General features: G+C 32.8%; 15 protein-coding genes and 1 riboswitch. Of the genes, 7 read left to right on the forward strand and 8 right to left on the reverse strand.

The window, feature by feature from the left end; all coding sequences use genetic code 11:
- Positions 1–8 precede the first annotated feature (8 nt).
- The gene (locus ACFQ1O_RS05925) at positions 9–419 is read right to left on the reverse strand and encodes an Lrp/AsnC family transcriptional regulator (RefSeq protein ID WP_377714338.1); all 411 of its coding nucleotides are present in this window, start codon (positions 417–419) and stop codon (positions 9–11) included.
- Between the two features lie 141 nt (positions 420–560).
- Here ACFQ1O_RS05925 and ACFQ1O_RS05930 point away from each other — a divergent pair, with 141 nt between their 5' ends.
- From ACFQ1O_RS05930 to ACFQ1O_RS05945, 4 genes are all read left to right on the forward strand, one after another.
- Positions 561–797, forward strand: a complete 237-nt coding sequence (locus ACFQ1O_RS05930) for a hypothetical protein (RefSeq protein ID WP_377714340.1) — start codon at positions 561–563, stop codon at positions 795–797.
- Positions 790–1,305, forward strand: coding sequence for a GNAT family N-acetyltransferase (locus ACFQ1O_RS05935; RefSeq protein WP_377714342.1), 516 nt, complete (start codon positions 790–792; stop codon positions 1,303–1,305). The genes ACFQ1O_RS05930 and ACFQ1O_RS05935 overlap by 8 nt, the downstream gene beginning before the upstream one ends.
- Positions 1,306–1,586: 281 nt before the next feature.
- The gene (locus ACFQ1O_RS05940; RefSeq protein ID WP_377714344.1) at positions 1,587–2,456 is read left to right on the forward strand and encodes a hypothetical protein; all 870 of its coding nucleotides are present in this window, start codon (positions 1,587–1,589) and stop codon (positions 2,454–2,456) included.
- Between the two features lie 104 nt (positions 2,457–2,560).
- Positions 2,561–2,923, forward strand: a complete 363-nt coding sequence (locus ACFQ1O_RS05945; RefSeq protein WP_377714346.1) for a hypothetical protein — start codon at positions 2,561–2,563, stop codon at positions 2,921–2,923.
- A gap of 123 nt (positions 2,924–3,046) precedes the next feature.
- Here the strand turns inward: ACFQ1O_RS05945 and ACFQ1O_RS05950 are convergent, their stop codons facing one another.
- From ACFQ1O_RS05950 to ACFQ1O_RS05980, 7 genes are all read right to left on the reverse strand, one after another.
- Entirely contained in the window at positions 3,047–3,454 is a 408-nt protein-coding gene (locus ACFQ1O_RS05950) for a secondary thiamine-phosphate synthase enzyme YjbQ (RefSeq protein ID WP_377714348.1), read from the reverse strand.
- 260 nt (positions 3,455–3,714) lie between these two features.
- Positions 3,715–4,671, reverse strand: coding sequence for a methylenetetrahydrofolate reductase [NAD(P)H] (metF, locus tag ACFQ1O_RS05955; protein WP_377714350.1), 957 nt, complete (start codon positions 4,669–4,671; stop codon positions 3,715–3,717).
- 55 nt (positions 4,672–4,726) lie between these two features.
- The gene (gene metH, locus ACFQ1O_RS05960) at positions 4,727–7,402 is read right to left on the reverse strand and encodes a methionine synthase (protein ID WP_377714352.1); all 2,676 of its coding nucleotides are present in this window, start codon (positions 7,400–7,402) and stop codon (positions 4,727–4,729) included.
- Position 7,403: 1 nt separating this feature from the next.
- Entirely contained in the window at positions 7,404–8,402 is a 999-nt protein-coding gene (locus ACFQ1O_RS05965; RefSeq protein ID WP_377714354.1) for a homocysteine S-methyltransferase family protein, read from the reverse strand.
- Between the two features lie 175 nt (positions 8,403–8,577).
- Positions 8,578–9,741, reverse strand: a complete 1,164-nt coding sequence (locus tag ACFQ1O_RS05970; protein ID WP_377714356.1) for a trans-sulfuration enzyme family protein — start codon at positions 9,739–9,741, stop codon at positions 8,578–8,580.
- Between the two features lie 17 nt (positions 9,742–9,758).
- Positions 9,759–12,179: a bifunctional aspartate kinase/homoserine dehydrogenase I gene (thrA, locus tag ACFQ1O_RS05975; RefSeq protein WP_377714794.1), complete on the reverse strand. Its 2,421-nt coding sequence runs from the start codon at positions 12,177–12,179 to the stop codon at positions 9,759–9,761.
- A gap of 5 nt (positions 12,180–12,184) precedes the next feature.
- Positions 12,185–13,162: an alpha/beta fold hydrolase gene (locus tag ACFQ1O_RS05980; RefSeq protein ID WP_377714358.1), complete on the reverse strand. Its 978-nt coding sequence runs from the start codon at positions 13,160–13,162 to the stop codon at positions 12,185–12,187.
- 141 nt (positions 13,163–13,303) lie between these two features.
- A riboswitch (SAM riboswitch) is annotated at positions 13,304–13,425 on the reverse strand.
- A 653-nt stretch (positions 13,426–14,078) separates the two neighbouring features.
- Here ACFQ1O_RS05980 and ACFQ1O_RS05985 point away from each other — a divergent pair.
- The 3 genes from ACFQ1O_RS05985 (at position 14,079) to ACFQ1O_RS05995 (ending at position 19,890) form a co-directional block, all read left to right on the forward strand.
- The gene (locus ACFQ1O_RS05985; RefSeq protein ID WP_377714360.1) at positions 14,079–16,403 is read left to right on the forward strand and encodes a hypothetical protein; all 2,325 of its coding nucleotides are present in this window, start codon (positions 14,079–14,081) and stop codon (positions 16,401–16,403) included.
- 251 nt (positions 16,404–16,654) lie between these two features.
- Positions 16,655–18,139 (forward strand): hypothetical protein, encoded by a 1,485-nt coding sequence (locus ACFQ1O_RS05990; RefSeq protein ID WP_377714362.1) that lies wholly within the window; start codon positions 16,655–16,657, stop codon positions 18,137–18,139.
- A 269-nt stretch (positions 18,140–18,408) separates the two neighbouring features.
- On the forward strand, positions 18,409–19,890 hold the full coding sequence (locus ACFQ1O_RS05995; protein WP_377714364.1) for a hypothetical protein: 1,482 nt from the start codon (positions 18,409–18,411) through the stop codon (positions 19,888–19,890).
- Positions 19,891–19,998 lie beyond the last annotated feature (108 nt).

Raw genomic sequence — 19,998 nt, forward strand, 5'->3', positions numbered from 1 at the left:
AAAATAAATTAGACTTCTAAAATAATATTTGTCTTAGATGCACCATACTCAGAAATTCTTTCAAGAAAAGAAATAAGGTGTTTATTATTTCTAAAATAACCTAGAACACATAAACAATCATCACCTGTGATCCTATCGCAACTTTGTACTTCTTCCATTGCTCGTATTTGTTGTTGAGCATAAGATGTTCCTCTTGGTCCTTGATGCAAAACTAATGTTATGTAAGCTTTGGTTTCTATTCCTAATTTTTCATGATTCACTTTTAAAGCATAACCTTCTATTATACCTTCTTCTTCCATTTGCCTTACTCGCTTACCTATAGCTGGTGCAGACAAACCCACCTCCTTACCAATATTAGCAAAGCTCTCTCTTGCATTTATTTTAAGCATTTCTAATATCTTTTTATCCAACTTATCCATTGCTATCAAAAATTTATTATTGATTATTCGATATAATCGAAAACAAATATACAATTTTACTTTTTTTTGCAAACCAAAATACACAAATCACATTGTATATTTGTATAGAAACAATTGTAAAATTTAAAAACATCGTCTTATATGAATCCATTTTTAGTTGATTGCATTGGTTATGCAGCTTTAGTTATCAACCTATACTCTATGTCTACTAAAGGTGAGTATAAACTTCGTTTAATTTCACTAATAGCAAATGCAGGTTATATTTTATACGGATTACTTATAGGTGCTTTGCCAATAATAATTGGTTGTACAATAGCTGTTTTTCTTCATGGATACCATTTAAGAAGATTAAGCGTAAATAAAAGAAGTAATGGTTAAGATAAAGAAAGCTACAAAAACAGACACAACTATTTTAGCCCTTTTAGGCAGACTAACTTGGGCAGAATCTCATGGACATTACATAGAAGACAAAAACGATGTATTTAAATACCTTGATAAAAGTTTTTCTGTTGTGATAACAACACAGAATATAAACGACCCCAACCAACTATTTTATATTATTTATGTAGATGATTTACCTGTTGGTTATGCTAAACTCGTTCTCAACACATCAAATAAAAATGTAACACCAGAAAACAATTGCCAATTACAACGCATTTACATCTTAAATGATTTTATACCGTTAAAAATTGGAAAGCAGTTATTAAACTTTGTTGAAGAACAAGTTAAAAAATTACAATTAAATACTATATGGCTTACCGTTTATATAAAAAACGAAAGAGCTATTCGTTTTTACGAAAAAAATGAATTTAAGAATGTTGGAAAGTTAAATTTTAATGTCAACGGAAAAGAATATGAAAATATCGTTTTTTCTAAAAACATATAGAACCTAAAAAGCCTTTACAAGAATTAGGTCTCAATCTTAACTTAAGAAATATATCTTTTTATCCTTGGTGAATCTCTTTGGAAGCATTACACTTATTATTGTCGACGGTTTTTTCTTGTTAGTGATTTTTGTTATTTGGAAATGGATAAGCTCACATTTCTCACAAAGAAAAATAAAATATTTTAAGATTTTTTATACTTTTATTTTCAAACAAACATAATGAAGATAATAACAATTGTTATTATTCCATTATTGTATGCAAGCTGAAAAAAATAATCGGAATGTCCAAAATTTACAATTACATAGACCTGAAAGGGATTCCATTTAAAAAGCTAGCTAGCTTCTCAATAAAAATAGAGGAAGATGACATTTTAAATAGATTGAACATTGAATCTGATGAAACTACAGATAGAATCATAAACAAAGGGGAATTAATTATTTCTACTCATAATCATTCCAACGTAAAAACCCCCGATTTTCCAAATAAATTCAAACTAGATAAAAAAGCCCAAGAAGAAGTTGTTACTAATTGGTTAAAAGATACCACAGGTTATATTGTGGATGAATTTAAAACGCTCTTCGAATTACCTGAATTAAACCAAAAACCATTTTTATTACAAATTGAGAGAGGAATTAGGAATTATTTTTTAGTACTCGCAACGAAAGTTATTAATGGAGATTTGATTGTCAAAGAAAAGTATCATAGTCATCATGGGTTTTTACAAGAAAATTTCATTAAAACATTTGGACAAATAGAAAAAATAAACGGAACTATAGGCATTGATGGTAAAATGAATGACTTTGGGAATTTAACCGAAGTTGGTGGAGATTTGTGGTTTTCTAATCATGTTTATCAAGAAAATTTAAAATCTATCAAACCATTAAAAATTGTTTACGGCGATTTAAATTTAAAAAATACACATGCAGCTTTGGAGTCTTTAGAAGAGGTAGGAGGAAATTTAAATTTAAGAAAGACTACATGTCATAACATATCATCACTTAAAAGAGTTGGTGGTAATATATTAGTGTCCAAAAATCAATTGGACAACTTTGACTTCTCTAAGGTAGAAATCAATGGGGAAATTAAAACGTATAATGACAAATTTAATCAAGGCCAATTAACATCACCTCAATTAAAAAAAATAATATAACGTAAGCCAGTACCTTCTTGAAAACACCCAATTACATTTTATTTATTCTGCTTATAATTTTATTTGTGATATTCCACAAAAGGAAATTAAGAAAAAATAAAATTGTGGAATTTAACGATTTGAATCGCTCTTTTGATGAGCTTAAATTTCAATTTGAGAAAGGTCTGACTATTGAAAGCCATAAGCAAGGAACTAGATATTTCGGACTTGAAAAGGTAAAAGAATGGAAGTCTAAATTTGGATATACCTTTAATATTTATGGAAATGACCATTTCATAGATAATAAACCTCATTTTCATTTTGACCATAAAGAGAAAGGTGTTTTTTGTAAAATGAGTTTTGAGGGAGAAATATTTGAATGTAAAGGAAAAAATGAAATAGATAAGAAAGTATTAAAAGAATTATTAGTTTCTAAATGGAATGAAAAAAATCCAAAACTGAAATATAACATAAAAACCAGCACATAATACCGTGTATAATTAATTGCTTTGGTCGTTGCCTATTTGGAAAATTCCTTCGGAATTTTCTCGCGTTCGTTTTTGTTTACTAAATTAGTTACTTAAACACGTAACTAACTATACACAAAACCATTAACCCAAAACCGTCAACACTAATTTTCTAGTCCCACCATAGTTACGGAATTCACATAAGTATATACCTTGCCAAGTTCCTAAATTTAAACGATAGTTGGTTATAGGTATACTTACTGTACTACCTACTAAAGAAGTTTTAATATGGGCTGGCATATCATCTGGTCCTTCGTAAGTATGTATATAATAAGGTTCGTTTTCTTTTACTAATAAGTTAAAAGAAGATTCAAAGTCTTCTCTTACCGTTGGGTCGGCATTTTCGTTTATGGTTAAGCCTGCAGAAGTATGTTTTATAAACACATGTAACAAACCTGTTTCTGGTAAGTCAATCGCGCTTTCTATATGTTGAGTAATTAAATGAAACCCGCGAGGAAACGCGGGTAATGTAATTTCTTTTTGTGTAGTCATAGCGTAAAATTAGATATTTCTTTTTTCCATTGATGAAAAAAGAAACAAAAAAATCTAGCCTTCTGGATCTTTATCTAAATTTATTGTTTGTATCCTAAATTTTAAGAACTCAATCCTCATAAAATCGGATTTCAAACAGCTTAAAATTTCACGGATACTTTTCTTCAAATTTTACGACAAATCTCCAAGAGGGCAAAACCACTATTCATTAAAATACTACATCTAATAACCAGAAATCAATTCTTGGCTATCGCCAGTGATTAAAAAACTTCTTTTGCTATAGCTTCTATATTACTAGACTTCCCCATAGAATAATAATGTACTACAGGCACACCTGCAGCAATCAGCTCTTTACTTTGTTGTATTGCCCATTCTATTCCTACTTGGCGTATTTCTTTGTTGTTTTTACATTTCTCTACCTCAGCAATTAGCGGTTCTGGCAAATCTAACCTAAAAACCTGTGGCAATATTTGCATATGCCTTTGTATGGCTATTGGCTTAATTCCCGGAAGAATAGGCACTGTAATGCCAATTGCTCTAGCTTTTTCTACAAACTTGAAATATTTCTGGTTATCAAAAAACATTTGGGTTACTACATAATGCGCTCCAGCATCTACTTTTTCTTTCAACCTCTTTAAATCGGTATCTAAACTAGGAGATTCTAAATGCTTTTCTGGATAACCGGCAACCCCTACACAAAAGTCAGATTTATATGGTGTTTCTATAATATCATGTAAATACTTACCATTATTCAAATTATTAATTTGCTCTACCAAATCTATAGCATATGTATTACCTCCATTGGCAGCCTGAAAATATGCTTCATCTTTTCTAGCATCGCCTCGTAAAGCCATTACATTATCTAATCCTAAATAATGACAATCTACTAATACATATTCTGTTTCTTCTTTGGTAAAGCCTCCGCATAATACATGTGGAATAGCATCTACATCATATTTATACTTTAAAGAAGCACAAATACCTACAGTTCCCGGACGCATACGAGTTATCTTTTTCTCTAACAAACCGTTTTCTTTAGGTAGATATACATTCTCTTCTCTAGATGTTGTTACATCTATAAAAGGAGGTTTAAACTCCATTAATGGGTCTATATTATTATATAATTCTTGAATATTTTGTCCCTTTTGTGGAGGCACAATTTCAAAAGAAAATAATGTTTTCCCTTTTGCTTGTTTTATGTGTTCTGTTACTTTCATTATCCTGGTATTAAGTACTTGTTTATTAGTACTAAAACTCTAATTATATTTACTTTTATTCAGCAATCGTAGGGTGCAACCACTTTCTTGCTTTTTCTAATGCAATTCCTTTTCGTTCTGCATAATCTCGTACTTGGTCATCGGTAATTTTTCCTAAGCCAAAATATTTAGCTTCTTCATTGGCAAAATAATAACCCGAAACTGCAGCTGCTGGCCACATTGCTAAACTCTCTGTTAGACTCACTCCAATCCTTTCTTCTACATTAAGTAATTGCCAAATGGTTTCTTTTTCTAAGTGGTCTGGGCAGGCTGGATAACCTGGTGCCGGACGAATACCTTTGTAATTTTCTTTAATTAATTCTTCGTTACTTAAATTTTCGTTACTGGCATAGCCCCAATGCTTTGTACGTACTCTATGGTGCAAATACTCTGCAAAAGCTTCGGCAAAACGATCTGCTAAGGCTTGAGCCATAATTGCATTATAATCGTCTTGTTGTTCTTTGTATTTATTTGCTAACTCATCTGCTCCAAAAACAGCTGTACAAAAGCTACCTATGTAATCTGTTTTACCGGTCTCCTTAGGAGCAATAAAATCTGCTAAAGCATGATTAAATTTCCCTTCTCTTTTTTGTAATTGCTGACGTAGAGTTCTAAAAACAGCTACGTCCTTTCCTTTTTTCTGTACAGAAATATCATCATCATTAACAGTATTTGCTTCAAACAAACCAAAAACAGCCTTTGGTTTAAGTGATTGATTAACTACAATCTCATTCAACATTTGTTGAGCATCTTGATACAAATTTGTTGCTTGCTCTCCTACAATTTCATCTTCTAAGATATTGGGGAATTTACCATGCAAATCCCAAGAACGAAAAAATGGCGACCAATCAAAATACGGAAGTAACTCTTTTAAACTCACCTGCTCTAAAGTCTGAACTCCTAATTCTTTAGGTTTTTTTATTTCGGTTTGATTCCAATCTATTACAAATTTTTTCTTGCGAGCTTCTTCTATGCTTATATACGATTTTGTCTTACCTCTTTTTAAAAACTTGTCTCGAAACGCTTCATAATCTTTTTTAAGCTTAGCTACATACTCATTTTTGCTACTCTTGTTTAATAAATCTCCTACAACGGTAACAGCTCTTGAAGCATCGTTTACATGTACTACTGCATTTTTATATTGAGTATCTATTTTTACTGCTGTATGCGCCTTAGATGTTGTTGCTCCACCAATAAGTAAAGGAATATCTAAATTTTCACGTTCCATTTCTTTGGCTAAATAGACCATTTCATCTAGAGATGGTGTTATCAGTCCACTTAAACCAATAGCATCTACTTTTTCCTTTTTAGCTGTTTCTATAATCTTTTCTGGAGGAACCATAACTCCTAAATCGATAATTTCGTAATTATTACAACCTAAAACTACCGATACAATATTTTTACCTATATCATGTACATCACCTTTAACCGTAGCCATTAAAATTCGACCTAAAGCTTGTTGTTCCTCTCCTTTTTCTGCCTCTATAAATGGATTTAGATAAGCTACTGCTTTTTTCATTACACGAGCAGACTTCACTACCTGAGGCAGAAACATTTTTCCGCTTCCAAACAAGTCACCCACTACATTCATACCAGTCATTAAATGTCCTTCAATAACATGCAACGGCCTTTCTACACTTTTACGAGCTTCTTCTGCGTCTTCTACTATAAAAGCATCTATTCCTTTTACCAAAGAATGTGTAATACGTTCTTGCAACGGTAAATTTCGCCATTCTAAAGCAGTTACCTCATCTTCTTTTTTCTTTCCCTTTACTGTTTCTGCAAATTCTAACAATCTTTCTGTAGCATCATCTCTTCTGTCTAGAATTACATCTTCTATATATTCTAATAAATCTTTTGGAATATCATCATACACCTCTAACATGGTTGGATTTACAATACCCATATTCATACCAGCCTGAATGGCATAATACAAAAATACCGAGTGCATTGCCTCTCTAACTACATTATTCCCTCTAAAAGAAAACGACACATTACTCACTCCTCCACTTACACTGGCATGTGGTAAATTTTCGCGAACCCAACGTGTAGCTTCAATAAAATCAATAGCATTTTTTCTATGCTCTTCCATTCCTGTTGCTACAGGAAATATATTTAAATCGAATATGATATCTTCTGGAGGAAAACGAACAACATCAACTAATATTCTATATGAACGCTCTGCGATTTCTATTCTTCTTTGATAATTATCTGCTTGACCAACCTCATCAAAAGCCATAATAATAACTGCAGCTCCATAACGTTTTACTTGTTTGGCTTCCCAAATAAATTTTTCTTCTCCTTCTTTAAGCGAAATAGAATTAACAACACATTTACCTTGAACAACTTGTAAACCTGCTTCTATAATTTCCCATTTAGAACTATCAATCATGATGGGTACTCGACAAATATCAGGTTCTGCAGCAATCAGATTTAAAAACTTTACCATTGCTGCTTTACCGTCAATCAAACCATCATCCATATTAATATCGATGATTTGTGCTCCTCCATCTACCTGATGCCTAGCAATAGCTAAGGCTTCGTCATGCTTTTCTTCTTTTATTAAACGAAGAAATTTTCGTGAACCTGCCACATTGGTACGCTCACCTACATTAATAAAATTACTTTCTGGAGTAATAATTAACGGTTCTAAACCGCTTAATTTCATGTATCTTTTACCATCTAACTTCATCTTAAACCTCTACTTTTCTTGGTTGATAGTTACTTGCCAACTCTGTAATAGCTTTAATATGAGCAGGAGTAGTTCCGCAACAACCACCAATGATATTTATCAATCCTTTTTTTAGATATTCTTCTATTTGCTGAGCCATTTCTTCTGGAGTTTCGTCGTATTCTCCGAAAGCATTAGGCAAACCCGCATTTGGATGAGCAGATATAGCAAACTCTGTTTTTGGAGCTATTGACTCTAAATGTGGTTGTAACAAATTAGCTCCTAAAGCACAGTTAAACCCTACCGATAACAATGGTATATGAGATATAGAAATTAAAAATGCCTCGGCTGTTTGCCCAGATAATGTTCTACCTGATGCATCAGTTATGGTTCCAGAAACCATAATAGGTACTTCTATATTTCTCTCATCTTTAACTTCTTCAATAGCAAACAAACAAGCCTTTGCGTTTAAAGTATCGAAAACGGTTTCAACTAATAAGATATCTGCTCCTCCATCTAATAAAGCTTCAATTTGTTGTTTATATGCCTCTCTTAACTCATCAAAAGTTACAGCTCGATACCCCGGATCATTTACATCCGGGGACATACTAGCTGTTCGGTTGGTTGGTCCAATTGAACCAGCAACAAACCTTGGTTTATTAGGGGTTAATTGATTAAACTCTTCGGCAACTTCTTTAGCTATTTTAGCTGACTCATAATTAAGTTCATATACTAGATCTTCCATCTGGTAATCTGCCATAGCTATAGTAGTTCCAGAGAAAGTATTGGTTTCTACGATATCTGCACCCGCTTCAAAGTATTTTCTATGAACTTCCTTTACTGCTTCTGGTTGAGTAATTGATAACAAATCATTATTCCCTTGCAATGGAATTGGGTAATCTTTAAAACGTTCGCCTCTAAAATCTTCTTCCGTAAACTTATATTCTTGTAGCATGGTACCCATTGCGCCGTCAAGTACCAATATTCTTTTTTGTATTTCTTTATATATATTGTTTTTCATTTGTAACGCTTCTTGCGATGGATTTTATGGTTCATCTTATAGATGGACACATTATCTATTATCTTTTAACTACTTTCTTTTCAAGTTACTTTTACTATTTCTTCTAAAACCTAGCTCTTTAACAAAGGAATCTCCCGAAGTTGTAAAAAATCAACTTTAGACTAATGATTGACAACTATTCTAATGCTTGTTTTAAGTCTGCTATCACGTCTTCTACATTTTCTAAACCTACCGAACAGCGAACTAACCCATCTGTAATTCCTACTTCTAACCTATCTTCTTCTAATAGTTTGCTATGAGTTGTAGAAGCTGGGTGGGTTACAATAGTTCTGGTATCTCCTAAATTGGCTGATAATGAGCATAACCTTATATTGTTTAAAAACTTTCTTCCAGCTTCTATTCCTCCTTTAACCTCAAACGCAACAATATTGCCTCCTAAACGCATCTGTTTTTTAGCAATAGCATATTGAGGATGTGATTTTAAAAATGGATATTTTACCAAACTTACTTTGGGGTGGTTCTCTAAAAATTCTGCTACTTTGAGTGCGTTATCACAATGCTTTTCTACTCGAATAGATAACGTTTCTAAACTCTTAGATAACACCCAAGCATTAAAAGGTGATATAGAAGGCCCTGTGTTTCTTGCAAATAGATAGATTTCTCTTATTAAATCAGCTTTCCCTACAGTGATTCCTCCCAGTACTCTTCCTTGACCATCTAACAGTTTAGTAGCTGAATGTATTACCAGATCTGCTCCAAAATCAATAGGATTTTGTAAATAAGGTGTTGCAAAACAATTGTCTATAACAAGTAATAAATTGTGTTTCTTTGCTATTCTCCCCAACAACTCTAAATCTAAAATATCTACTGCCGGATTAGTAGGTGTTTCTGCATATAATATTTTAGTGTTTGGCTGAATTAAACTTTCTATTCTATCTACTTCGTTTACTTTAAAATAGCTTGTTTCTATATTCCATTTAGGTAAAAACTTAGTAAACAAGCTATGGGTTGAACCAAATACAGAGCGACAAGAAACAATATGATCTCCGGCATTTAATAAGGCTCCAAAAGTAGAAAAAACAGCTCCCATTCCTGTAGCAAAGGCATAGCCTGCCTCTGCTTTTTCCATAGCTACAATTTTATCTATAAACTCTGTTGCATTTGGATTAGAAAATCTACTGTATAAGTTTTTCTCTTTTTCTTCTGCAAAAGAAGCTCTCATATCCTCTGCGTCATCAAAAACAAAACTCGATGTTAAATACAATGGTGTAGAATGCTCAGAAAATTGAGTCCTTTCTGTTTGTGTTCTAACCGCTATAGTTTCAAAATGCTTGCTCATATTTATTTGGCTTTTTTTTAATTATTGTTTTTAGCTAATCTTAGAATATCTCCAAAAACTCCTCTTGCTGTAACTTGAGCTCCAGCTCCAGCTCCTTGAATTACGATAGGTTGTTCTCCATAAGATTCTGTATAAATTTCAAAAATTGCATCAGATCCTTTCAGACTTCCTAAAGGGGAGCTTTTAGACACAGAAACTAACTTAACTGCCAATTCTCCTTTTGGTTGTTGTAAGTCGCCTAATAAATCTCCTATATACCTTAATACATGACCTTCTTTTTGACTTTCTTTTTTCTGTTGGAAAGTATTATTTAATTTTTCTAAACCTGATAAAAACTCTTTAGCTTCTATAGCTCTAAACTCTTGTGGTATTAAGTTTTCGATTGTTATGTCCTCAAATTCATTTTCTAAATCTAACTCTCTAGCTAAAATCAATAATTTTCTAGCCACATCGTTTCCGCATAAATCTTCTCTAGGATCTGGTTCTGTAAAACCTTTGTCTATTGCTTCTTGCAACACAACTGAAAAAGGAATTGCTGAAGAAGAATATTTATTAAATAAGTAACTTAACGATCCCGAGAAAACTCCTCTTATTTTTGTAATATTCTCTCCAGAATCATGCAATAACTTAATTGTATCTATTAGTGGTAAACCTGCTCCTACATTGGTTTCATACAAGTATTCTTTTTTATTTTCTTCTAAGCACTTTCGCAGTTTTTTATAAAATTCGAAAGAAACTGTATTTGCTATTTTATTAGAAGAAACTAAATCAAAACCAGCCTCTACTAATGGTATATAATTATTTACAAAATCTAAACTTGCCGTATTATCTACTGCTATTAGATTTTCTAAGTGGTATTCTTGTGCGTAAGCTAAAGTTTGCTTTACTATATCATTAGTTAATGCAGTATTATCTAAATCACTTTCCCAATTACTTGTAACACCTTCCTTGTTCAATAAAACTTTTTTAGAGTTAGCAATGGCAAAAATGTTCAAGTGAATTTTTCTCTTTTCAAGTATTGATTGAGTGTTTTCTAATATTTGATTAATAAGTGTTCCACCTACTAAACCTTTACCAAAAATTGCAATATTAATTTTCTTAGTTACTCCAAATACCTGACCGTGAATAACATTTACTGCTTTATGCAATTGATCTTTATACACCACTAGGCTTACATTTTTACCCGTAATAGTATTATTGAATAACAAAGGAGTTATTTGATTTTTCACCAATGCATTAAAAGGTTTATGAAACTCATTTAATTCCTGACCTATAATTGAAATAACTGCTACATTATCTACAATACTTATGTTATTCACATCTTTTTTATAGAAATCATTTTCAAACTCTTTCTCTAATGCTAATACAGCCTTAGTTGCTTTAACCGTTTTAACCACTAAACCAATTCCTCTTTCTGATGAGCCCTGAGAAATAATGCTAACACTAATATCATTGTCTGCCAATGCTTTAAATATTCTTGCATCTACTCCAACTTTTCCTAATAAGCCTCTACCTTCAAAACTTATTAGTGCCACATCTTCTAATACAGAAATAGATTTAATCCCTTTAGCTACTGACTCTTTTTTAATTAACGTTCCTTTATCTTCAGGTTTAAAAGTATTTAATATTCTTAGCGGTATATGCTTTTCTACTAACGGAAGTATTGTTTTAGCATGTAATATGTTTGCTCCAAAATTAGCTAGCTCATTTGCCTCATTAAATGACAACTGCTCTATTTTTTTTGCATCGGGAACTAAATCTGGATTAGCGGTAAAAATACCATCAACATGTGTATAACTCTCCACCTCTCTGGCACTTAAATAATTAGCCAACAACGAAGCTGTATAATTACTACCATTTCTTCCTAAAGTTGTTGTTTCTCCTTTTAAATTAGACGCTATAAAACCAGTTACTATTTTAACATTAGATAACTTATTATTAGAGAAGTATGTCTTAATTTTTTGGGCTGTTTCTTTTTCTAAAGTTACGGCATTTCCAAAATTATTATTAGTTATTATTAATTGTCTAGAATCTATAAAACTAGCTTCAACACCTCGTTTAGCTAATAATTTTGTAATTATTTTTGCCGATAGCAACTCTCCGAAAGCCAATACCTCATCTTTAATTTTAGTACTGTAATCACCTAAATAAAAAACTCCTTGAAACAATTGCTCTAACCTTAAAAAAACTTCTTCTAATTCTAGTGAGTAATATGGTTCTAATTCTTCTTTTTTTAATTGTTCTAAAGCTTTAGAATAATCTTCTTTATTCTTTGCCTGTTCTAATATCTGTTCTAATTGATTTGTAGTATTACCTCTTGCAGAAACTACTACTACTAAATTTTCTTCTTCTTTGTTTTTTTGAGAAATTATTTCTAAAACATTACTAAGACCGTTTCCGTTAGCTAATGATTTCCCTCCGAACTTTATAACTTTTATGCTCATTATTTCTTTTGTAATTCTTTTGTGAAAATATTTTTTAAAATGCTATTTAATTGACTGTATTCGATTAAGAAAGCATCATGACCGTGAATTGATTGAATTTCATGGTATTGCACATTCGGTTTTCTAGTTGATAATTCTTCATAGGTTTCTCTATTTTCATTTGCTAAAAAAAACAAGTCGGTATCTATACCTACTATTATTATATTGCCTTTTATTCTTGAAGCGATTTCTAAAAAAGTCTCTCCGTTTCTTGTAATATCTACGGTTCCTAGTAAATAATTAACTAACTTATAAGCTTTTAATTCAAAACGCTCGCTTAACTTATTTCCATGATGAAATAGCCAACTATCTACGTTAGCAATTTCTGTCTCTTCATTATATGTTCTATTGAATTTTGTTTTATATGAAGCAGGTGTTCTGTATAAATTCATTGCATGTATTCGTGCATCATGAACCGGATTTGTTGAATTGTTTAAAATCAATTCTTGTACTGTTAAATTAGCTTTTAACCAATCTGTAGTTTTCCAATCTGTAGCAATAGGAATTAGATTTTCTATTAAGTTCGGAGATAAAGCTCCCAATTCCCAAGCTAAAGCTCCACCAATAGACCCACCTATACATGCAAAAAGCTTAGTAATACCTAATTTATCTAAACCAATCTTAAAAAGTTTAGCTATGTCTTTTAGCACAAACGAAGTAAAATCGTTTAACAAAAATCCATCATATCCATTTCCAGGAATATTAAATGCCAATATGGTGAACCTATTTATATCAATCAATCTATTTTCTCCAACTACTTCTTTCCACCAGTCCAAAACATTACTATTCCCTGTTAAAGCATGATTAACTAAAACTATTGGACTTGTACCAATCGTTTGTCCAAAAACTTGATATGATAATGGTAAATTATCGAACTTATTACCACTTATAGTAGTGTAACTAGGAATCGTAATAGTATGTAAATCTTTTTTACTCATTGACTTTTATAATTCAATCAGTAACCTAAAAGATGTTATAACAATACAAAATACCTGCTCTAAATAAATTAGAGAAGCTTAAAAGTATTGTTAAACAAGAATATGGGAGTTGTTGTAATTTCTAGGAAAGAAATTATTTGCTCGTTATCTATCCATTTCTAAATTAAGTTTAGAGTTTGGTAGAATTTAGCACCTTCTTTATACAGGATAAAGGGTTGCTAAGGCTTCATTGGGTCTAATCCCTCAGCCTTTCTTGATAACATCCAATACGTTAATGAACAATTTCTTCGGCAAATTTAACAACAAAAAAAACTAATAGCCAAATATTTTTATACAAACATTCTATTTTTACATAGAAAAACCAAAAAACATATAGTAAACTTCTAGCAACTAATATATTTTTCACATACAAAAAATATCCTTTTATCGATATTTACTTTCTATTTAACTAAAAACCAGAAATAACCTCTAGTTGCAAACCTATATTTTGATTCTATATTGTAATTTAGCGTCAGAACGAAAGTTCTAAAATAGTTTTTTTGGGGTAGAGGTTGTCTTTTATTGACAACCTCTTTTTTTTATACAAACATTACTTAAAAAAAACTAAAGATGGTTAATATTCTATTTCCTAGCATATGAGAATTAGTTATTCTGTTAAAAAATTAAAACATATTGCTAATTAATCCTTCCTTCTATTCTCAAAAACCGTTTATCGAAAATAATTACCGATCAACCAATTTACAAATATCAAATATTTAATGAAAAATAAAATAAATAGACAAAACAACCTTAAAAACAACAAAACATCGATTATATTCTCATTTAAACGATTAAAATGTTCAAAATTCAACAACACGTAAACTAATTTATATTTTAGCCATGCTAGAATTTAGCATCCCATTAAAAATTACTTTACATGATGAATATTACTCGCTACCTAACAGCAATTATTTGCTTGTTAACTACACACCTTATGTTTTCTCAAGTAGGAATAGGAACAACAACTCCTAATGCTAGTGCTGCTTTAGAAATAGAATCTACAGACTCAGGTATACTAATACCTAGAATGACTCAAGCGCAAAGAGATGCTATTACAGTATCGGCAGCTACTACAGGTTTATTGATATATCAAACAGATAATACTCCCGGTTTTTATTATTACACTGGTACAGTTTGGTCTCCTTTTGGAGGGACAGATACCGATTGGACGGTTGTTGGTAACGACATGCATAACGCAAATACTGGAAATGTTGGAGTAGGAAATACAGCCCCTTCTGCTAAATTCCATGTTACTGGTTCTACAGTTGTAGGATCTGCTGGTGGTTTAACAACCCTATATTCTAATGATTTTTCAAGCGGCACAGTTACATCTGTTGCAGGTGGAGCTAATACTTGTGTTGGAGGTACCAGTGTTTGGCATATATCTGCTACAAGCGTAAACGCGTCTTGCACCACATGTAATGGAGATAGAGCCTATATTTTATATAGTGGAACTTGTGTTCAAGATCAAACTTTAATTGAGGGAACATTTACCCCTACAACTACTTCAATAGACATCTCTTTCAACTATTCATACAATGATTATATAGGCCCAGATGATAGCTTAACTATAACATTATACAACGAAACTACTGCTAGTGTAACAGCTACTTTAGAAAGTCATGCTGGTGCAGATGCTCTAGATGCCTCACATACTAGCACCCAAACAGTTATTGCTGGAAATAATTATTCATTACGTTTTCAATATACTGGAGATGATGATTTAGCTGCTGCTGTAGATGATATTTTAGTACAAGAAACTACTACTGCAGTTACCGGTTCTTATATGTTCAGACTAGAAGACGGACAGCAACAAGACGGTTATGTTCTAACTTCAGATGCAAACGGTAATGCTACCTGGAAAGCTGTAGGAGCTGGCGGTGGCGGCGGTGGCGGCATTAATACATACTGGGGAATTACTGGTAACGCTGGAACAGACGGAGGAACTGCAACTGCAGGTGGTGCTAACTTTATAGGAACAACAGATAATCAAAATTTAGATTTTCATACAAATAGTATCTATAGAGGTCGTTTTAGCTCTTTAGGAGAATTTTTTGTTGGAACATACAATACAGTTATACCAGGAGACTTAATGAACGCTGTTAGTAACGCTACTTTTGATTGGGCAGTAAACGGATACTCTGCAAATGATGGTTCTGGAGTATATGGACAAGTTAACGGAGGTAATACGGTATTTGCAGGAGTACAAGGTGAATATGAAGGTACTGCTTATAACGGACCAGGTGTAAGGGGTTTAACAAGTACAACTAGTTCTGCTGCTAATTCTTATACTGATATGACCTCAGCAATTAATGGGCAATTAGGTAATACTGAAGATTATTCAGCAGCAGTTTACGGACAAACAACTGGCAATACAGCTAGAAGAGTGGCTGGTGTAGTTGGAGTAAATAGTACTAGTGGAGAATGGGGAGCCTTAGGTTATGAAAGAAGCAATGGTAACGATCATGGAGTTTATGGGTCTGTTGCATACAATAGTGGAGGTGGACGATTAAGTACAAACGCTATAAATACCAATATTGGTTTTGGATTTGAAGGTGGGTTCTTAGGAGGATTTGCTCAAGGTAATCAATACGGAATTATTGCAAAAGGAAGCCGATTTGGTATCTATTCTGATGGATTATTGTTAACTAACGATGCTTATGCTATGCTTAACACAGGTAATGATGGTAATAGAACAGTTAATTACACCTCTTCTTCTACTACAATAGATATTACATCTAAAGGTGTAGGCACTTTAGTTAATGGGAAGGCAAATATTAATTTTGATAAAAAATTTAAAAACTTAATCAATTCTAATAAACCAATAATAGTTACTGTAACTCCTATGGGTGAAACAAAAGGGGTTTATACCGCTAGAATTACTAAAGATGGTTTTTCTGTTATAGAAAATCTAGAAGGAAACTCAAATGTAAGTTTTTCATGGATCGCTGTTGCCGAAAAAACAGGATATGCAGATCATCAAGTACCTAAGGAAATAACAAGAAAAGGCTTTAACGAAAATATTTCGAAGATTTTTTACAACGAGTCAAATAACAACCTAGAGCCTCATGCCTTATGGTGGAACGGAAACACTTTAGAGTTCGGAAAAACTGCTCCAGACCAGAACATTCCTAATAGAGTCGAAGCTTTTAAAAGACCTAAAGACAAGAAAGAAGACATTAACATTGAAAAAATAAAATAAACACACTAATCATTATTGAATATTTTACAAAGACTGTTTAAAACAACAGTCTTTGTATTAAACCTAAATTAGATAAAAAAATGAAAATCAACCATTTAAACACTCACAAACAACACACTTTATCGATAATAATCAGTTAGTTGTCGATTTTACACCATACAACCTACCTATTTAATAGACAAATGGTTAGATTTACTTGATTTCTTGTAAATCATTTTAGATTTAATTAATAATTTTTAACCCGAAATACTATGTATAAGATTACCCGATCTTTACTAGGTGCTACTCTATTCTTATTAGCTTCTAGTAGTTTTGCTCAAGTAGGTATAGGAACTACCACACCAGTAGGTGCATTAGACATTAGCTCTGCAACAGGTGGATTGGTTCCTCCTAGAGTTCAATTAAACGATATTAATGACGCCACTACTGTAACCAATCAAGACACTGGTGGAGCACCAGTTGCCGGAACCTTTGTATGGAACAATGGTGCATCTGGAACTTCTCCTAACAACGTGGCAGCAGGATTGTATTACTGGGATGGCACCAGATGGGTAGCATTTGCAGGATCTCCAGGAGGTTTTGACTGGGCTTTAAAAGGAAACAGTGGAACCAATAATGGTACAGACTTTTTAGGTACTACAGATGCTGAACCTTTAGTTGTTAAAGTAAACAACATTGAAAGAATGAGAATGGGAACTACAGAAACAGTAGTTAACGAAGATGCTCAAAATTATGACTTTAGAGTAGAAGGAACAGGTGAAACACACATGTTTTTTGTAGATTCTAGTAATGATCACGTATACATTAGACAAGCTTCTCCTTTTCCAACTATAGATATGTTTACATCATATGCAGCTGCTAATGATTATGCTATAAATGGTTATGTTTCTGGTCAAGGAAATGCAGCCGTTTACGGTAGACACGAAACTGCTGCAACATCTGGAAACACTAATGTAGCTGGTGCATTTGATGGTGGAGCAAATGGTTTCCCTATCATAGCAGATTATACAATGGGTATATCTGCAGCAGGTAATGAACTTGGAGGATTAATTAGCTCTAATAGTACTTCTGGAGATAGATGGGGACTTATATCAAGAAATGATAATGGTTCTGGTGGGACTATTGGTTCTGAAGCTAGACTAGCAGGTGTTTCTGATGTACCTAGACCTCCAGCAGAAGGAGGACCAGCAAGTAGTAATGAGTTCTATGGTGGTTTTTTCAACGGTAATCAAACAACAGGTGATTTTGCTTATGTTGGTTTAAATTATAGAGGTACTGATTACAAAATTGTAGGTGCTGGTAGTGTTTCTACTATTGTAAAGGACAAAAAAGGAAATGAGCGTATTTTATTCTGTCCAGAAGCACCAGAGATTTTATTTGAAGATTACGGTGTTGCCAAATTAACTAACGGTACTGCTACTGTAAAAATAGATCCAATATTTGCTCAAAATATCGTGGTAAACGAAAAGCATCCTTTAAAAGTATTTATTCAGTTAGAAGGTGATTGTAAAGGTGTTTATGTTACTAACAAATCTAAAAACAGTTTTACTGTAAAAGAACTTAATGGTGGTAACTCTAACATTTCATTTTCATGGCATATTGTAGCTAATAGAATTGATAATAAAGATGCCTCTGGTAAAGTAACTTCTAAACACGAAGGTGTTCGTTTCCCATATGGTCCTAAAAAATTAGAACCATTAAAATACGGAAAAGCTAAAGTAAAAAACAGAAAATAATACTTAAAGCACATCAAAATAATTTCAAAATCACCCTCATAAAGGGTGATTTTTTTATTTAGAATTTGTAGTAAAATTCTCTGATCGACATCGGTTTCGGTGAAATGCAAAAAAAATAGATTAAGGGTGGTTGTTTGTCGTTAATAAGGGTATTTCATCGAAATACACTTATTTCACTATCTAGTTAGTAGGCAATAAGCTATATTCGCTTAACTTCTTTCTCAAAGAAAGTAGGGACCCGAATTATTAATTTTAAACCTAAAAATACCATGTATAAGATTACCCAATCTTTACTAGGTGCTACTTTATTCTTATTAGCTTCTAGTAGTTTTGCACAAGTTGGAATAGGAACTACCACTCCAGTAGGTGCACTAGACATTAGCTCTTCAACAGGCGGACTAGTTCCTCCTAGAGTTCAATTAAACGATATTAATGACGCCACTACTGTAACCAATCAAGACACTGGTGGAGCACCAGTTGCCGGAACCTTTGTATGGAACAATGGTGCATCTGGAACTTCTCCTAACAACGTGGCAGCAGGATTGTATTACTGGGATGGCACCAGATGGGTAGCATTTGCAGGATCTCCAGGAGGTTTTGACTGGGCTTTAAAAGGAAACAGTGGAACCAATAATGGTACAGACTTTTTAGGTACTACAGATGCTGAACCTTTAGTTGTTAAAGTAAACAACATTGAAAGAATGAGAATGGGAACTACAGAAACAGTAGTTAATGAAGATGCTCAAAATTATGACTTTAGAGTAGAAGGAACAGGTGAAACACACATGTTTTTTGTAGATTCTAATAACGACCATGTTTTCATTAGACAAGCTTCTCCTTTCCCTACTGTAGATATGTTTACATCTTTTGCTGCTGCAAATGATTATGCAATTAACGGATATACTTCTGGTCAAGGAAATGCTGCCGTTTATGGTAGACACGAAACTGCTGCAACAACAGGAAACACCAACGTTGGTGGTGCTTTTGATGGTGGTGCTCATGGTTTCCCTATTATAGCAGATTATACAATTGGAGTCTCTGCTGCTGGTAGTCAACTTGGAGGACTAATTAGTTCTAACAGTACTTCTGGAGATAGATGGGGACTTATATCAAGAAACGATAATGGTTCAGGTGCTATTGGATCTGAAGCTAGATTAGCAGGTATTTCTGATGTACCTAGGCCTCCGGCAGAAGGAGGAGGACCTACTAGTAATGAGTTTTATGGTGGTTTTTTCAATGGAGGGCAAACAACGGGTGATTTTGCTTATGTTGGATTGAATTACAACGGAACTGATTATAAAATTACTGGAGGAGGTTCTGTATCTACTATAGTAAAAGACGCTAAAGGACATGAGCGTATTTTATTCTGTCCAGAAGCACCAGAGATTTTATTTGAAGATTACGGTGTTGCCAAATTAACTAACGGTACTGCTACTGTAAAAATAGATCCAATATTTGCTCAAAATATCGTAGTAAACGAAAAACATCCTTTAAAAGTATTTATTCAATTAGAAGGTGATTGTAAAGGTGTTTATGTTACTAACAAATCTAAAAACAGTTTTACTGTAAAAGAGCTTAATGGTGGTAACTCTAACATTTCATTTTCATGGCATATTGTAGCTAATAGAATTGATAATAAAGATGCCTCTGGGAAGGTAACTTCTAAGCACGAAGGTGTTCGTTTCCCATATGGTCCTAAAAAATTAGAACCATTAAAATACGGAAAAGCTAAAGTGAAAAACAGAAAATAATATTTTACTCCTATTAATAAAATTTATAAAACGCCCAATTATGGGCGTTTTTTTTATTTAAAAACGCTTAAAAAGCATTTAGTATTAAAATAAAAACACCTTGTATAA

This window comes from Pseudofulvibacter geojedonensis (genome assembly GCF_042675745.1).
GTDB classification, from domain to species: domain Bacteria; phylum Bacteroidota; class Bacteroidia; order Flavobacteriales; family Flavobacteriaceae; genus Pseudofulvibacter; species Pseudofulvibacter geojedonensis.

Bases quoted from the DNA above. Each gene is read 5' to 3' on its own strand.
- ACFQ1O_RS05940 (WP_377714344.1), top strand. From the start codon at position 1,587: ATGTCCAAAATTTACAATTACATAGACCTGAAAGGGATTCCATTTAAA.
- ACFQ1O_RS05970 (WP_377714356.1), bottom strand. From the start codon at position 9,741: ATGAGCAAGCATTTTGAAACTATAGCGGTTAGAACACAAACAGAAAGG.
- ACFQ1O_RS05925 (WP_377714338.1), bottom strand. From the start codon at position 419: ATGGATAAGTTGGATAAAAAGATATTAGAAATGCTTAAAATAAATGCA.
- ACFQ1O_RS05965 (WP_377714354.1), bottom strand. From the start codon at position 8,402: ATGAAAAACAATATATATAAAGAAATACAAAAAAGAATATTGGTACTT.
- ACFQ1O_RS05935 (WP_377714342.1), top strand. From the start codon at position 790: ATGGTTAAGATAAAGAAAGCTACAAAAACAGACACAACTATTTTAGCC.
- metH (WP_377714352.1), bottom strand. From the start codon at position 7,402: ATGAAGTTAGATGGTAAAAGATACATGAAATTAAGCGGTTTAGAACCG.
- metF (WP_377714350.1), bottom strand. From the start codon at position 4,671: ATGAAAGTAACAGAACACATAAAACAAGCAAAAGGGAAAACATTATTT.
- ACFQ1O_RS05985 (WP_377714360.1), top strand. From the start codon at position 14,079: ATGATGAATATTACTCGCTACCTAACAGCAATTATTTGCTTGTTAACT.
- ACFQ1O_RS05990 (WP_377714362.1), top strand. From the start codon at position 16,655: ATGTATAAGATTACCCGATCTTTACTAGGTGCTACTCTATTCTTATTA.
- ACFQ1O_RS05980 (WP_377714358.1), bottom strand. From the start codon at position 13,162: ATGAGTAAAAAAGATTTACATACTATTACGATTCCTAGTTACACTACT.
- ACFQ1O_RS05995 (WP_377714364.1), top strand. From the start codon at position 18,409: ATGTATAAGATTACCCAATCTTTACTAGGTGCTACTTTATTCTTATTA.
- ACFQ1O_RS05950 (WP_377714348.1), bottom strand. From the start codon at position 3,454: ATGACTACACAAAAAGAAATTACATTACCCGCGTTTCCTCGCGGGTTT.
- ACFQ1O_RS05930 (WP_377714340.1), top strand. From the start codon at position 561: ATGAATCCATTTTTAGTTGATTGCATTGGTTATGCAGCTTTAGTTATC.